At 64.8% G+C, this 14059-nt stretch carries 12 protein-coding genes and 1 riboswitch; of the genes, 8 read left to right on the forward strand and 4 right to left on the reverse strand.

Features of this window, described 5'->3' with window-relative positions; all coding sequences use genetic code 11:
* Positions 1-81: 81 nt before the first annotated feature.
* Both FXB40_RS29320 and FXB40_RS29325 read left to right on the forward strand, forming a co-directional pair.
* Positions 82-1197, forward strand: a complete 1116-nt coding sequence (locus FXB40_RS29320; protein ID WP_148775592.1) for an alpha/beta hydrolase — start codon at positions 82-84, stop codon at positions 1195-1197.
* 102 nt (positions 1198-1299) lie between these two features.
* The gene (locus FXB40_RS29325; protein WP_148775593.1) at positions 1300-1713 is read left to right on the forward strand and encodes an EVE domain-containing protein; all 414 of its coding nucleotides are present in this window, start codon (positions 1300-1302) and stop codon (positions 1711-1713) included.
* Here FXB40_RS29325 and FXB40_RS29330 read toward each other — a convergent pair whose 3' ends face one another.
* On the reverse strand, positions 1714-2805 hold the full coding sequence (locus FXB40_RS29330) for an adenylate/guanylate cyclase domain-containing protein (protein WP_187437221.1): 1092 nt from the start codon (positions 2803-2805) through the stop codon (positions 1714-1716).
* 199 nt (positions 2806-3004) lie between these two features.
* Here FXB40_RS29330 and FXB40_RS29335 point away from each other — a divergent pair, with 199 nt between their 5' ends.
* The gene (locus FXB40_RS29335) at positions 3005-3460 is read left to right on the forward strand and encodes an SRPBCC family protein (RefSeq protein WP_148775595.1); all 456 of its coding nucleotides are present in this window, start codon (positions 3005-3007) and stop codon (positions 3458-3460) included.
* A 12-nt stretch (positions 3461-3472) separates the two neighbouring features.
* On the opposite strand, the gene FXB40_RS29340 is transcribed toward FXB40_RS29335, so the two are convergent.
* Entirely contained in the window at positions 3473-4642 is a 1170-nt protein-coding gene (locus tag FXB40_RS29340; protein WP_148775596.1) for a DNA topoisomerase IB, read from the reverse strand.
* Between the two features lie 411 nt (positions 4643-5053).
* On the opposite strand from FXB40_RS29340, the gene acs reads away from it, so the two are divergent.
* Both acs and FXB40_RS29350 read left to right on the forward strand, forming a co-directional pair.
* Positions 5054-7000, forward strand: coding sequence for an acetate--CoA ligase (acs, locus tag FXB40_RS29345; RefSeq protein WP_187437220.1), 1947 nt, complete (start codon positions 5054-5056; stop codon positions 6998-7000).
* A 430-nt stretch (positions 7001-7430) separates the two neighbouring features.
* Positions 7431-7946 (forward strand): L,D-transpeptidase, encoded by a 516-nt coding sequence (locus FXB40_RS29350; protein WP_148775598.1) that lies wholly within the window; start codon positions 7431-7433, stop codon positions 7944-7946.
* A 54-nt stretch (positions 7947-8000) separates the two neighbouring features.
* On the opposite strand, the gene FXB40_RS29355 is transcribed toward FXB40_RS29350, so the two are convergent.
* Both FXB40_RS29355 and FXB40_RS29360 read right to left on the reverse strand, forming a co-directional pair.
* Positions 8001-8591 carry a thermonuclease family protein gene (locus tag FXB40_RS29355; RefSeq protein ID WP_148775599.1) on the reverse strand — a complete coding sequence of 197 codons (591 nt, stop codon included), beginning with the start codon at positions 8589-8591 and terminating at the stop codon, positions 8001-8003.
* A 58-nt stretch (positions 8592-8649) separates the two neighbouring features.
* Positions 8650-8847 (reverse strand): DUF1674 domain-containing protein, encoded by a 198-nt coding sequence (locus FXB40_RS29360; RefSeq protein WP_148775600.1) that lies wholly within the window; start codon positions 8845-8847, stop codon positions 8650-8652.
* Positions 8848-9034: 187 nt separating this feature from the next.
* Here FXB40_RS29360 and FXB40_RS29365 point away from each other — a divergent pair, with 187 nt between their 5' ends.
* The 3 genes from FXB40_RS29365 (at position 9035) to purH (ending at position 14015) form a co-directional block, all read left to right on the forward strand.
* Complete coding sequence (locus tag FXB40_RS29365) at positions 9035-10381, forward strand: RsmB/NOP family class I SAM-dependent RNA methyltransferase (protein ID WP_148775601.1); 1347 nt, start codon at positions 9035-9037, stop codon at positions 10379-10381.
* A gap of 157 nt (positions 10382-10538) precedes the next feature.
* Positions 10539-12257 (forward strand): heparinase II/III family protein, encoded by a 1719-nt coding sequence (locus FXB40_RS29370; protein ID WP_187437222.1) that lies wholly within the window; start codon positions 10539-10541, stop codon positions 12255-12257.
* A gap of 58 nt (positions 12258-12315) precedes the next feature.
* Positions 12316-12397: riboswitch (ZMP/ZTP riboswitch) on the forward strand.
* Positions 12398-12422: 25 nt separating this feature from the next.
* On the forward strand, positions 12423-14015 hold the full coding sequence (gene purH / locus FXB40_RS29375) for a bifunctional phosphoribosylaminoimidazolecarboxamide formyltransferase/IMP cyclohydrolase (protein WP_148775603.1): 1593 nt from the start codon (positions 12423-12425) through the stop codon (positions 14013-14015).
* The last annotated feature ends 44 nt before the right edge of the window (positions 14016-14059 follow it).

Consider the following 14059-nt stretch of genomic DNA (forward strand, 5'->3'; position numbering starts at 1 on the left):
CCTGTGCACGCTGGTCTAGCCTAGCGGCACACCGCAGGATCCCGGTCCAACAACAACGAAACGGATCCCAGGGGAAAACGCATGCGCAAACCGCATCGTGCGATCATTTCGATCGCCATCACCACACTTGCCGCCATCACATTACCCACCGCTGCCTACACCCAGGCCGCAATCTCCTATGACGAGCTCGCCAAGAACGAGGCGGCCGCCAATGCCGACAACGGCAAGCGGGTCGCCCCCGTCAAATCGATCGCCAACCCCTCCAACGACGTCAGTGCCGACATGCAGGCCATGATCGGCGCACCGTTTCCGCCGCATTTCAATGCGGACCCGAAGACCCCTGCGGAATGGAAGGAACTGATCGATCGCCGCGCAAAACTGTCGATTGCGGGCATTCCCGCGATGAAGGAGAAGCTCGGCGTCAAGGTCGAGGAGACCAGGATCGCCGGCGTGCATTGCTTCATCGTCACGCCAAGCAAGATTCCGGCCGAGAACCGGCGACGCCTCCTGGTTCACGTCCATGGCGGCGGCTATGTGTTCGGTCCGGGCGAAGCCGCGTTGCCGGAAGCAATCATGATGGCGGGCTTTGGCGGCTTCAAGGTGATCTCGGTCGACTATCGCATGCCGCCCGATTTCCCCTATCCCGCCGCGATGGACGATGCGATGGCGGTTTGGAAGGAGGTCACCAAGGAGCACGATTCGCGCCGGATGGCGATCTTCGGCACGTCGACGGGCGGCGCCATGACGCTTGCGATGGTGCTGCGGGCGAGGGACGAGAAGCTGCCGAAGCCGGCGGCAATCGCTCCGGGCACGCCCTGGGCCGATATCGACAAGACCGGCGACACCTATGCCAGCAATGAATGGGTCGACAATGTGCTGGTGACCTGGGATGGCTGGCTTGGCCGCGCCGCAAAGCTCTACGCCAATGGCACGGACCTGAAGAACCCCTACATCTCGCCGATCTACGGCGACTTCAAAGGCTTCCCCCCGACCATCCTCACATCGGGCACGCGCGATCTGTTTCTGAGCAACACGGTCAGGACCCATCGCAAATTGCGCCGCGCCGGCGTGATCGCGGATCTCAACGTCTATGAAGGCCAATCTCACGCGCAGTACCAGTTCAACATCAATGTGCCGGAGACGAAGGAAGCGTTCACCGATATCGCAATGTTCTTCGATCGATATCTGAAGGAGTAGGTCGGCCATGGATCGTGGATGCCCGCGCTTGTCGCAGGCATCCGCGTGGCTGTATGGTCGCGACACGAGAGACGCGCGTATCCGAAAATGGGGCAAGTTGCGATGAACTACTGGCTGGTGAAATCCGAACCGTCGGTGTGGTCCTGGGACCAGCAGGTGGAGAAGGGCGCCAAGGGCGAAGCCTGGACCGGCGTGCGCAATTTCACCGCGCGCCAGAATCTCGTGAACATGAAGAAAGGCGACAAGGCGTTCTTCTATCATTCCAACGAGGGCAAGGAGATCGTCGGCATCGCGGAAGTCAGCAAGGAGGCCTATCCGGATCCGACCGACAAGACCGAAAAGTTCGTCTGCGTCGACATCAAGGCCGACAAGCCTTTGAAGACACCGGTGACGATGGCCGCGATCAAGGCCGAGAAAAAACTCGCGGGCATGGCGCTGGTGAAATATTCGCGCCTGTCGGTGCAACCGGTCACGGCCGAGGAATGGAAGCTGGTTTGCAAGATGGGTGGGATGTAGTCAGTGCCGTAGCCCTTGCGTCTCCGGCAGCGTAAGCACCTCACATGGCGAGGCGATGCCGCGCAGCTTGTGCAGCCCAAGCGCAATAAGCGGCATGTCCGTCTCGGCGGCAAGTGCCCCCGACACCAGCACGGTCCTGCCGAGCGGCTTGCACAGGCCTTCGAGCCGGCTGGCAAGATTGACGGCGGGACCGATCGCGGTGAAATCGAGCCGGTTGGCGGCGCCGATATTTCCCCAGAGCATCTCGCCGAGATGAAGTGCGGCACCGAACGCGAGCGGCGGCAACCCTTGAGTGCTGCGCTCCGCGTTGAGGTACGCCATCCCGGCTTCGGCTGCGCCTGCCGCGCGCAGAGCGGCCTCGCACGCGCGGCGCGGTGATGCCTCAACCACCGGAAAGATCGCGAGCACGCCGTCGCCGATGAATTTGAGCACCTCGCCGCCGAAGGCGTGAACTGCACCGGCAATGCGATCGAACCAGGCATCCAGCGCGGCGATGACATCGGCCGGCGGGTGGGCTTCCGACAAGGTGGTGAAGCCGCGCAGATCTGCATAGAGCAGCGCAGCCTGAATGGTCTCGCCGAGGTCGCGCCGCAACGGCGCGGCCAGCACCCGCTCGGCGCTGCGCTTGCCGAGATAGGCATCCAGCGTCGCCCGCAACGTGGCGCGTGCAGCGAGCACGGCGAGCGGTGTCGCGGCAAAGCGCGCGGCCTGGCGCAATTGCTCGATCTCGCCGGGCGTGAACGGACGCGGCCCGATCCAGCCGAGCAGTGGCCCATCGCGCCCGACAACGTCTTCATGCACTTCGCCGCCCGCGATGTCGCGCAGCCAGCGGCGGCCGGCATCGTTGGGCAAATCGGGCGCCAATCCGGCTGGCGCAAAGCCGAGCGCCTCGATCACCGCGCCGCTTTCGGCACGCCACAGCCATGTCCGCTTCGCGATCAGCGGGTGCGGCACCTCCAGCGTCAGGGCGCCCGCTGCGAGCGGCACACCATCGGCGAGCAGATGTGCGCCGAGTTCCGCAAGCAGGCGATCGGCCCCGGGACACTCCGAAGCGGCATCGACAAGCCAGGCGAGGGTCGGAGCGAGTTGCATGATCCGATGATGGCGAAAGAGGACCGGCTTTGTCACGGGCAATCCTTGACGGGCTGCTTTGGCGCCGCCATGTGCCAGTGGCAGAGCGTTTTCAAGCGAAGTGGATGCCGGTTCGCGTCAAGAAAACGCGTCAAAACAAGAAACTAGAGCCCTCGTTCCGACTCCGTCGGAACGAGGCTTTAGCCCAGGGATGATCGCCATGACCGAGCCGTTCGTATTGCGACGCGAGACCCAGATCGCAGCTCCGCGCGCCACCGTCTTCGCCTATTTGACCGACCCTGAGAAAATCCTGAGCTGGATGGGCTCGGATGCGACCACTGAGCCGCATCCCGGCGGACTCTATCTGCTCAAGGGAATCGGCCCACGTGGCAGCGTCGCCCGGGGCGCCTTCCGCGAAGTCGTGCCGGTACATCGTCTGGCCTATACGTTCGGCTGGGATGGCGGCCAGGAAGTGCCGCCCGGGTCGAGCCTGATCGAGATCGACCTGATCGAACGCGACGGCGGAACGCTGATGCGCATGACCCATAGTGGGCTGCCGACGGAGGAGCAGGTGGCGGCGCACGCGAAGGGGTGGGCGCATTATCTGGGACGGCTCACAGCCGCAGCTGCGGGCCGCGATCCCGGTCCCGACAAAGGTATTTCAGACCATATGTAGGATTGTGGCTCGTCAGACCGCCGCGGTCGCGACGACCTGCTGAAGAAGCTGCTCACGCCTCGCCTGCGAGCGCTGACCCTTCATGGTCGCGGCGAAGCGCTCCAAAATGCCGTCCTCGAAGGCGGTGACGATGGTGTCGTGGACGTAGCTCTTGCGACAGATCGCCGGCGTGTTGGAGAGCTTGTCGGCCGCGGCGCGGATCGCATCCAGCACCTGCTTCTTGCGGCCGCGCTGGCTGGTCGCCGGCGTGATCCGCGACAGCGATTCCACGACGACGGCCGAGGCCATCAGCGTGCGAAAGTCCTTCAGCGAAATCTTGATGCCGGCGATCTCGCGCAGAAAAGCGTTCACCTGCGTGGTGCTGACCGTGCGCACGATGCCGTAGGCGTCGCGATACTGGAACATGCGCTTGCCGGGAACGCCGTTGAGGATGCCGATGGCGCGCACCAGCTTGGCCGCGTCGCACTCCTTGCGCACGGCCTTGCCGCCCTTCGCCTTGAAGGTCAGCACGAAGCAATCGTCCTCGAGCGTGACGTTCGACTTCAGCATCGTGGTCGCGCCGCGGGTGCCGTTGAGGCGGGCGTAGGATTCATTGCCGGGACGGATCGCGGTGCGCGCGATCAGCTCGATCACCGCCGACAGCGCGAATTCGCGCGTCGGCTCGTCGCCCGACAGGAACGCCGACACCTTGCGCCGGATTTTGGGCAGCGCACCGACGAGCTTTTCCAGGCGATGCGCCTTGCGGTGCTCGCGGACCTTTTCCCAATCGGCGTGATAGCGATATTGCAGCCGGCCCGCGGCATCGCGTCCCACCGCCTGAAGATGGGTGCTCGGATCGGCCGAGTAGCGCACCTCGCGGTAGGCGGGTGGCACTGCCATGGCGTGGAGCCGGCGGATAGTGCGGGCGTCACGGATATGGGCGCCATTGGGGCGGACGAAGGAATAGCCCTTGCCGCGGCGGATGCGGCGAATGGTCAGCTCGTTCTGGTCGCCGAGCCGCAGACCCAGCTCCTTGGCAAGCGCCTCGACCGTCGCCGCGGGCGCCGAATCGAACACCTTTTTGGGGCGGGGACGGATGGAACCGGCCGATTTCGGCCATTGTCCCAGGGCTTTGGCCAGGGCAATGGCAGCAGGATCGGCCGAAGCGGGCCGCATCGTCCCGAGATTCTGCTGATCCATCATAGTCTTATGCCTTGACCCTGTCTGTTACCGTTCAATGCCGCTGTTCTGATTATTGTTCCAAGGGTCGCTTGGAAGGTCTCTTGGGACCCGGGTTAGCCACTTAGGGTGTTCCGAACCGCATTGCGAGTCCCGAATCAGTGAAAAGCGGTTCCTAAATACCGCCCGCGACGCATGGGCGCCCTGCGCAGGCCTATTCCGGAGATTTGGGTAAAGAGCCGAAAACCTCTGCCCGGTCTGTTTCAGATTTGCGACAGCCGGCCTTTGCGGCTTGATTTTCCGCATCGCCGGCCGCTCACCGAAGGTCCAGCTTGTGCTCCTTGTCGGGTCCGGTTAGCTCGACGCATAATCGGTTCAACGATCAAGTCGGTTTGCGCGTCGCCAGCGTTTGGCCTGCCGTATGTGGAGGGAAACATGTCCGAGAAGATTTACGACGTCCCCGCGGAGTGGGCCAAGCGTGCCTGGGTCGATCAGGCCAAGTACAAGGACATGTACGCCCGCTCGATCGCGGACCCGAACGCCTTCTGGGCCGAGCAGGCCAAGCGCATCGACTGGATGCACGCCCCCACCAAGATCGAGAACGTCTCCTTCGCGCCCGGCAACATCTCGATCAAATGGTTCGAGGACGGCATCCTCAACGTCGCCCATAATTGCATCGATCGGCATCTCGCCAAGCGCGCCCACCAGACTGCGATCATCTGGGAAGGCGACGATCCCTCGCAGTCCAAGCACATCACCTACAAGGAGCTGCACGACGAGGTTTGCCGGATGGCCAACATCCTGCGCACCCGCAACGTCAAGAAGGGCGACCGCGTCACCATCTATCTGCCGATGATCCCGGAAGCGGCCTATGCGATGCTGGCCTGCGCGCGGATCGGCGCTGTTCACTCCGTGGTGTTCGCGGGCTTCTCGCCGGATTCACTCGCCCAGCGCATCAACGATTGCCAATCCAAGGTCGTCATCACCGCGGATGAAGGCCTGCGCGGCGGCAAGAAGGTGCCGCTGAAGGCCAATGTCGACGCGGCGCTCGCCAAGGCCGACGGCGTCGACTGGGTCGTCGTGGTCAAGCGCACCGGCGGCAAGATCGACATGAACCCGACGCGCGACCTCTGGTATCACGAGGCGGCGGCGATGGTGACGACCGAATGCCCGGCCGAGCACATGCACGCCGAGGACCCGCTGTTCATCCTCTACACCTCGGGCTCGACCGGTCAGCCCAAGGGTGTGCTGCACACCTCGGGCGGCTATCTCGTATTCGCGTCGATGACGCATCAATACGTCTTCGACTATCACGACGGCGACATCTACTGGTGCACCGCCGACGTCGGCTGGGTCACCGGCCACAGCTACATTCTCTACGGGCCGCTCGCCAACGGCGCGACCACGCTGATGTTCGAAGGCGTGCCGAATTACCCGGATAATTCGCGATTCTGGAACGTCATCGACAAGCACAAGGTCAACATCTTCTACACCGCGCCGACCGCAATCCGCGCGCTGATGCAGTCGGGCGACGAGCCCGTGAAGAAGACCTCGCGCGCGAGCCTGCGCCTGCTCGGCTCTGTCGGCGAGCCCATCAATCCGGAGGCCTGGGAGTGGTATTACCGCGTCGTCGGTGACGAACGCTGCCCGATCGTCGACACCTGGTGGCAGACCGAGACCGGCGGCATTCTGATCACGCCGCTGCCGGGCGCAACAAAACTCAAGCCGGGCTCGGCGACGCAGCCGTTCTTCGGCGTGGTGCCTGAGATCGTCGATGCCGACGGCAAGGTGCTGGAGGGTGAGACATCAGGCAATCTCTGCCTGACCCGTTCATGGCCGGGCCAGATGCGCACGGTCTATGGCGATCACGCCCGCTTCGAGCAGACCTATTTCTCGACCTACAAGGGCAAATACTTCACCGGCGATGGCTGCCGGCGCGACGCCGACGGCTATTACTGGATCACCGGCCGCGTCGACGACGTCATCAACGTCTCCGGTCATCGCATGGGCACCGCGGAAGTCGAGAGCGCTCTCGTTGCACATGAGAAGGTGTCGGAGGCCGCCGTGGTCGGTTACCCGCACGACATCAAGGGCCAGGGCATCTATGCTTATGTGACGCTGATGGCCGGCGTCGAGCCGAGCGACGAACTGCGCAAGGAACTCGTCACCTGGGTGCGCAAGGAAATCGGCCCGATCGCCGCGCCTGACCAGATCCAGTTCTCGCCCGGCCTGCCCAAGACCCGCTCGGGCAAGATCATGCGCCGCATCCTGCGCAAGATCGCCGAGGACGAGCCGAGCAGCCTCGGCGACACATCCACACTCGCCGATCCCGCCGTGGTCGACGATCTCGTGAAGAACCGGCAGAACAAGAAGTCGGCGTAAGGATCTCGTGCCCCAGCTCTGCAGCGCCACTTGGCGGTGCGCTGCAGAGCCGGGGCCTATTCAATTGAGCGCAAAGAAAACTGGGTCCCGGCTCTGCGTCGCGTCACTTGCGTGCCGCGGCGCGTTCGGGACATGAAAACCACCCGCATTCCATCGCGCTATCGCGCGCCCCCTGAATCAACCCCGGTTCACATCCCTCACGCACTTGTCAGGGCGCGCGCAGTCCCGCCCGCATCTTTCCCGCCGAGTGTTGTTTTCAAGTCATTTACTTTATTTCGAACATTTCCTTTGTTCCCCCTGCTGGCTCGCCATTGGCGGCCGTGCGTGGAAACCATCCGGTTAACAGGTGCGGTTAAGAATCTCTGGGCGAGCCGGCGATTGCCGGTTTTGCGTGAATTTTGACGATCCGTTCGGGGCAAGGGGAAAATTGATGTCGATGAAGATTGCACTGGCGCTGGCCGCCACCATCGGGGCAGGGCTCTTGATGTCGACGGCCGCCGAGGCGCGGCCTGAAATGGTGGGGACGCACGTCGCCAACTATTCGCCCGGCACCATCTTGGTCAAAACCAGCGAGCGGCGGCTCTATCTCATTCTCGATGACGGCCACGCCGTGCGCTATCCGGTCGGCGTCGGCAAGTCCGGCAAACAGTGGGCCGGCACCACCCGCATCGACGGCAAGTACCGCAATCCGGCCTGGTCGCCGCCTGCCGAGGTGAAGCGCGACAAGCCGCAGCTTCCCGACGTCATCCCGGGCGGTTCGCCGCACAACCCGATGGGCGTTGCGGCGATGACACTGGCCGGCGGTGAATATGCCATCCACGGCACCAACGTGCCGGGCTCGGTCGGCGGCTTCGTCTCCTATGGCTGCATCCGCATGCTCAACGACGACATCACCGATCTCTACAGCCGCGTTTCCGTCGGCACGACGGTGGTCGTGGCGCGCTGATCGCCGCAACCAAAACAGCGATCGAAAGAGCCGCGTTTCGGCGCGGCTTTTTTGTTACCAGAAGCGCCAGCCGCGCGCGCACCAGCCATCGCGATGACCGCCATTGTAGCTGCGCGCGAAACCGCCCGCGAGCATCGCCGCCGAGACGTTGGCGGTCCGTCTGGTCGCGACATCGGCGAGAACGCGCCCGTATTTCTCCGAGCCGAGATTGTAGATGGTGACGCCGCCCTGGCCGAGCAGATTGCGCAGCGCCCCGGTGGCGGCCTCCGCCCTGTCCAGCTCGTCCTGACAGGACGCCTTCATCTCGGGCGCATCGATGCCGCGCAGACGAACCCGCGCGACAAGATCGCGCCCGTCGCGTTGATGCACGCGCGCAAGGAAGGTGTCGCCGTCGATGGTGCGGATGACGTCGATCGGGAGGTGGCTGTCGGGATTGCCGGACTGCTGCAGAATGATCTCGGCGTCCTGCGTGCGCTCGTCGGTGGGATAGGGAATCGGCCAGTTCGTCCCGTGCCTAAACGTGAGCACGACCGCCACAACGACAGCGACGACGAACATCCACGGCAACAGTCCGGAGAAGCGGCGGCCGAATGGCGAGCCACCGTAAGACGGGCGATATGGATGACCGGGGTCGAAGCGCGGCATCCGCGCACGCTAGGTCTGAGTCGGCCAGGTCGACAAGAGAGCCTCAAAGACCTGAGCGTCAAAAGTCCGAGGCGATGCCCTTACGTTCCCAATCGCCGTAGCGCGTCGGCTCGGGTCCCTTCGGCCCCTGCAATTCCTTCGGCGCCGCCTCGGTATTGGCCGCGGCGGCCTGCCGGCGCGCCTCGGCTTCGGACAGCGCGCGCTGGGCGGCCGGCGGCAGGGGCTTGCGATCGGGAACGGGAGGCTGGTCACTCATCGTCGGGGTCCTAGCGCAGGATCGAAGGTGGCGCGACGTCCAATTGCGCATTGCTGAAATGGCCGCGAAGGGCTGAAATCGCCAGAGGCCATTCTTACATTTGGCATATTCGCATGCCACAGCTGGTGTCCTTAAGGCATGCGCCCATATTGGCGGAACTGCCGCTCGCTCAGAACCTTACTTCCGCATGCCATCTCAACGTTTTGCCCCTCCGTCCGAAGTGCCCGGTCTCGCGGCGCGGCGGATTGCTGCCGACATCGTCGACGGCGTCCTGCACAAGCACCGCACGCTCGATGACCAGCTCGACGGCTCCGGCGCCCATCCCGGACTGAAGACGCTCGCCGACCGTGACCGCGCGCTGATGCGGCGGCTGGTCGCAACCATCCTTCGCCGCCTCGGCACGCTCGGCCACGTGTTGTCGCGCCTGCTCGACAAAGGCATTCCTTCCGACGCACCGCGCGCGCAGAGCGCGCTCCTGATCGGCGCCGCCCAGATCCTCTGGATGGACGTGCCCGATCACGCCGCGGTCGATCTCTCGGTTCGCCTGGTGCAATCCGACCGGCGCGCCGCGCGCTATGCCGGCCTCGTCAACGCCGTGCTGCGCCGCTGCGCGCGCGAGGGCCAGGCGCTGGTCGAGGAGGTCGCCACGCAATCGCTGGACCTGCCGCCCTGGCTGATGGCGCGCTGGAGCGTCCATTACGGCGAGGCGACGGCACGGGACATGGCGCTCGCCCTTGGCCACGAACCTTCGCTGGATCTGACCGTGAAGTCGGATGCCGAGCAGTGGGCGAGCCGGCTGCACGGCGAAGTGCTGCCGACCGGATCAGTGCGCACGGTGCTGCACGGCGCCGTGACGATGCTGCCCGGCTTCACCGAAGGACAATGGTGGGTGCAGGACGCCGCGGCCGCACTGCCGGTCCGGCTGTTCGGCGACATCAAAGGTAAATCCATTGCCGATCTCTGTGCTGCGCCCGGCGGCAAGACCGCGCAGCTGGCGCAGGCCGGCGCGCATGTCACAGCGATCGACCGTTCGCCAGCCCGGGTGGCGCGCCTGCGCGAAAACCTCAACCGTCTGTCGCTCCAGGCCGAGACTGTCGTCGCCGACGCCGCGGAATGGGCGGGCCAGGCGGATGGCCTCGATGGAGTCCTGATCGACGCGCCCTGCACCTCGACCGGGACGATCCGTCGGCACCCGGATGTTGCGTGGCTGCGCCAGGAGTCCGACGTCGCTGCGACGACCATTCTCCAGCAACGGCTGCTGCGCAAATCCGTCTCGTTGCTCAAGCCCGGCGGTATGATGGTCTACTGCACCTGTTCGCTGGAACCCGAAGAAGGCGAGCAAGCGATCGCCACGCTGCTGGCTGCAGAGCCTGCGCTTCGCCGCGTGCCGATCGAGGCCAGCGAGGTCTTCGGGCTCAGCGAGATCATCACCACTGAGGGCGATCTCCGGACCCTGCCGAGCCACCTGCCGCACACCGACCCGAAGCTCGGCGGGCTCGACGGATTTTTCGCGACCCGGCTTGTTAAATACTGATTTTGCACCGGATTTTGCTACCGCTGGACTGATTCGGGGTCATTCAAGATGGTGTCCGCGGTCCGATTTTGGGATTAATAAGGATTCGTCGGAGTCCTCTCCCCCTTCAAGGCAAGGCGTGTCGGTCGCTCAACGCAGACGTATCTCGACGCTGGTGATGAACCGCTTCGCGCGGAACATGCTCGCGCGCGCGAGCGGCGGCTCCGTTGCGCTGTCGCGGGTCTGGCCGGGCCGGACCGATCGGCTGATCATCGCGCCGCACGACCTGCGCACCGCGGATGCCACACGCGCCGCCGAGATCTATGCGGGGCGCTTCGTCTTCGCCGGCAAGATCGTCAACTGCCACGGCCGCTCGATCTTCGATCTCGATCCGCCTTCGGAAGATTGGGAGGTCGCGCTGCTCGGCTTCGGCTGGCTGCGGCACCTGCGCGCTGCCGACACCGCGCTGACCCGGGCGAATGCGCGCGCATTGGTCGAGGACTGGATCAGCAACCCCGCCAACAAGCGCCGGCCCGTCGCCCGCCGTGCCGACGTGCTGGCGCGGCGCGTGATCTCACTGCTGTCGCAGGCGCCGCTGGTGCTCAACGACACCGACAACAAATTCTACCGCCGCTATCTGCGCGCGCTGGCACGCGAGATTCGCTTCCTGCGCTTCACCATGGTCAACATTCCGGACGGGGTGCCGAAGCTCCAGGTGCTGATCGCGCTGTGCTACACGACGCTCTGCCTCGCCAACCAGGCCCGTCACATCCGCAGCGCGTCGAAAAAGCTCTCCGACGAACTGCAGCGGCAGATTCTCCCCGACGGCGGCCACATCTCGCGCAACCCGGGCGCGCTGATCGAGCTGCTGATCGACCTGTTGCCGCTGCGGCAGACTTTTGCCGCGCGCAACATCGCGCCGCCGCCGGCGCTGCTCAATGCGATCGACCGCATGATGCCGATGCTGCGCTTCTTCCGGCACGGCGACGGCAATTTCGCCTTGTTCAACGGCATGAGCGCGACGCCGTCGGATCTGCTCGCCACGCTGCTCGCCTATGATGATACCCACGGCACCCCGATGGCGAACATGCCGCATACCGGCTTCCAGCGCCTCGATGCCGGCCCGACCACGCTGATCATCGACACCGGCCCGCCGCCGCCGCCCGGCGTCAGCCACGACGCACATGCCGGCTGCCTGTCGTTCGAGCTGTCCTCCGGCATCAGCCGCATTGTCACCAATTGCGGCATGCCGACCACCGGCCGCGACAATTGGCGACCGTTCGCGCGCGGCACCGCGGCGCATTCGACGCTGACATATCACGAGACGTCGTCCTGCCAGTTCGTCGAGATGTCGGCGATGAAGCGGCTGCTGCACGGCGCGCCGATCATCAGCGGCCCCCATGAGGTGGAGAGCTATCGCGAAATCGTGCAGGACGGCACGCTGCTCACGGCCGCGCATGACGGCTATCTCGCTAAGTTCGGCGTGATCCATCGCCGCGTGCTGATGGTCGCCAATGACGGCGCGCGGATCGATGGCGAGGATACGCTGTCGCCGCCGCAAGGCGCGCGCCTCAAGGGCGCCGACGCCGATTTCGCGCTGCGCTTCCACCTGCATCCCGCGGTGAAGGCGAGCCGGCTGTCGGACGCCCGCGGCGTCATGCTGGTGCTGCCGAACCGCGACGTCTGGACCTTCGAAGCCCTCGACGACAAGGTCGATCTCGAGGACAGCGTGTTCCTGGCCGGCAATGACGGCCCCCGCCGCACCGCGCAGATCGTGATCCGCCAGGATGCCCGCCAGGCGCCCTCGATCCGCTGGAGCTTTGTGCGTTCCACCGCCTCGCCAGCGGTCACCAATGCCCGCCGAAATGCGCGGCGCGAGCCGGAACTTCCGCTGTAAAGAGCTGCGATTCGGCCTATCTGATCGTTGTGAAGGGCCTCGAAAACTGCTATCGAGCGCTCGTTCGCGCGACTGGCGACCTTGGATGGAGCACCATCGGGAAGCGCGACACATATCCGCCGCGCGCCTGGGCATAGACACTCCTTAAGACAGAGGATCTTGCTCATGACTGACCATCCCCGCCGCGTCACCCGCGCCCTGCTTTCCGTCTCCGACAAAACCGGCCTGATCGAATTCGCCAAGGCGCTTGTCGCGCATGATGTCGAGCTGGTCTCGACCGGCGGCACCGCAAAAGCGATCGCCGCCGCCGGCCTCAAGGTAAAGGACGTTTCCGACCTCACCGGCTTCCCCGAGATGATGGACGGCCGCGTCAAGACGCTGCATCCGAAGGTGCATGGCGGCCTGCTCGCGATCCGCGACAACAAGGACCACACAGAGGCGATGAAGGCGCACGGCATCGCGCCGATCGATCTCCTCGTCGTCAACCTCTATCCGTTCGAGGCGACCGTCGACAAAGGCGCGGGCTTTGAAGACTGCATCGAGAACATCGACATCGGTGGCCCCGCGATGATCCGCGCCGCCGCCAAGAACCATGACGATGTCGCGGTCGTGGTCGAGGCCGACGACTACACGGCCGTGCTCGACGAGCTCGCCGCCAACAAGGGCGCAACCACGCTGAAGCTGCGCCGGCGGCTTGCCGCAAAGGCCTATGCGCGCACCGCGGCTTACGATGCTGCGATCTCGAACTGGTTCAACCGCCAGATCGAGATCGACGCGCCCGATTTCCGCGCCTTCGGCGGCAAATTGATCCAGTCGCTGCGCTACGGCGAGAACCCGCATCAGACCGCCGCGTTCTACGCGACGCCCGACAAGCGCCCGGGCGTTTCGACCGCGCGGCAGCTGCAGGGCAAGGAGCTCTCCTACAACAACATCAATGACACCGACGCGGCCTACGAATGCATCGGCGAGTTCGACACCAAGCGCACCGCGGCCTGCGTCATCGTCAAGCACGCCAATCCCTGCGGCATCGCCGAAGGCGCGAACCTCGTCGACGCCTATCGCAAGGCGCTCGCTTGCGATTCCACCTCGGCATTCGGCGGTATCATTGCGATGAACCGCGCGCTCGACGCCGACACCGCTCGCGAGATCACGAAAATCTTCACCGAGGTGATCATCGCGCCCGACGCCAGCGAAGAAGCGATCGCCATCATCGGCGCGCGCAAGAACCTTCGTCTGTTGCTCGCCGGCAGCTTGCCCGATCCGCGTACCGCTGGTCTCACCGCAAAGACCGTGGCGGGTGGTCTGCTCGTGCAGAGCCGCGACAACGCTGTTGTCGACGACATGACCTTCAAGGTCGTGACCAAGCGTGCGCCGACCGATGCCGAGATGCGCGACCTCAAATTCGCATTCCGGGTCGCAAAACACGTCAAGTCAAACACCATCATCTACGCCAAGGATCTCGCCACCGTCGGCATCGGCGCGGGCCAGATGAGCCGCGTGGATTCAGCGCGGATCGCCGCTCGCAAGGCGCAGGATGCGGCCAACGAGCTGAAGCTCGCGGAGCCGCTGACCAAGGGTTCGGTCGTGGCGTCGGATGCATTCTTCCCGTTTGCTGACGGCATGCTCGCCTGCATCGAAGCTGGCGCCACCGCCGTGGTGCAGCCCGGCGGTTCGATGCGCGATGACGAGGTGATCAAGGCCGCCGACGAGCACGGCATCGCCATGGTGTTCACCGGCACGCGGCATTTCAGGCACTGATCTCCCAACGGGTCGTCCCGGCATTCGCCCTAGGGGATGCACAC

Source organism: Bradyrhizobium rifense (genome assembly GCF_008123425.1).
GTDB classification, from domain to species: Bacteria; Pseudomonadota; Alphaproteobacteria; order Rhizobiales; family Xanthobacteraceae; genus Bradyrhizobium; species Bradyrhizobium rifense.

Excerpts from the sequence above, each read along its gene's own strand:
- FXB40_RS29350 (WP_148775598.1), top strand. The coding sequence starts at position 7,431 with ATGTCGATGAAGATTGCACTGGCGCTGGCCGCCACCATCGGGGCAGGG.
- FXB40_RS29355 (WP_148775599.1), bottom strand. The coding sequence starts at position 8,591 with ATGCCGCGCTTCGACCCCGGTCATCCATATCGCCCGTCTTACGGTGGC.
- FXB40_RS29340 (WP_148775596.1), bottom strand. The coding sequence starts at position 4,642 with ATGATGGATCAGCAGAATCTCGGGACGATGCGGCCCGCTTCGGCCGAT.
- FXB40_RS29360 (WP_148775600.1), bottom strand. The coding sequence starts at position 8,847 with ATGAGTGACCAGCCTCCCGTTCCCGATCGCAAGCCCCTGCCGCCGGCC.
- purH (WP_148775603.1), top strand. The coding sequence starts at position 12,423 with ATGACTGACCATCCCCGCCGCGTCACCCGCGCCCTGCTTTCCGTCTCC.
- acs (WP_187437220.1), top strand. The coding sequence starts at position 5,054 with ATGTCCGAGAAGATTTACGACGTCCCCGCGGAGTGGGCCAAGCGTGCC.
- FXB40_RS29330 (WP_187437221.1), bottom strand. The coding sequence starts at position 2,805 with ATGCAACTCGCTCCGACCCTCGCCTGGCTTGTCGATGCCGCTTCGGAG.
- FXB40_RS29365 (WP_148775601.1), top strand. The coding sequence starts at position 9,035 with ATGCCATCTCAACGTTTTGCCCCTCCGTCCGAAGTGCCCGGTCTCGCG.
- FXB40_RS29370 (WP_187437222.1), top strand. The coding sequence starts at position 10,539 with ATGAACCGCTTCGCGCGGAACATGCTCGCGCGCGCGAGCGGCGGCTCC.
- FXB40_RS29325 (WP_148775593.1), top strand. The coding sequence starts at position 1,300 with ATGAACTACTGGCTGGTGAAATCCGAACCGTCGGTGTGGTCCTGGGAC.
- FXB40_RS29335 (WP_148775595.1), top strand. The coding sequence starts at position 3,005 with ATGACCGAGCCGTTCGTATTGCGACGCGAGACCCAGATCGCAGCTCCG.
- FXB40_RS29320 (WP_148775592.1), top strand. The coding sequence starts at position 82 with ATGCGCAAACCGCATCGTGCGATCATTTCGATCGCCATCACCACACTT.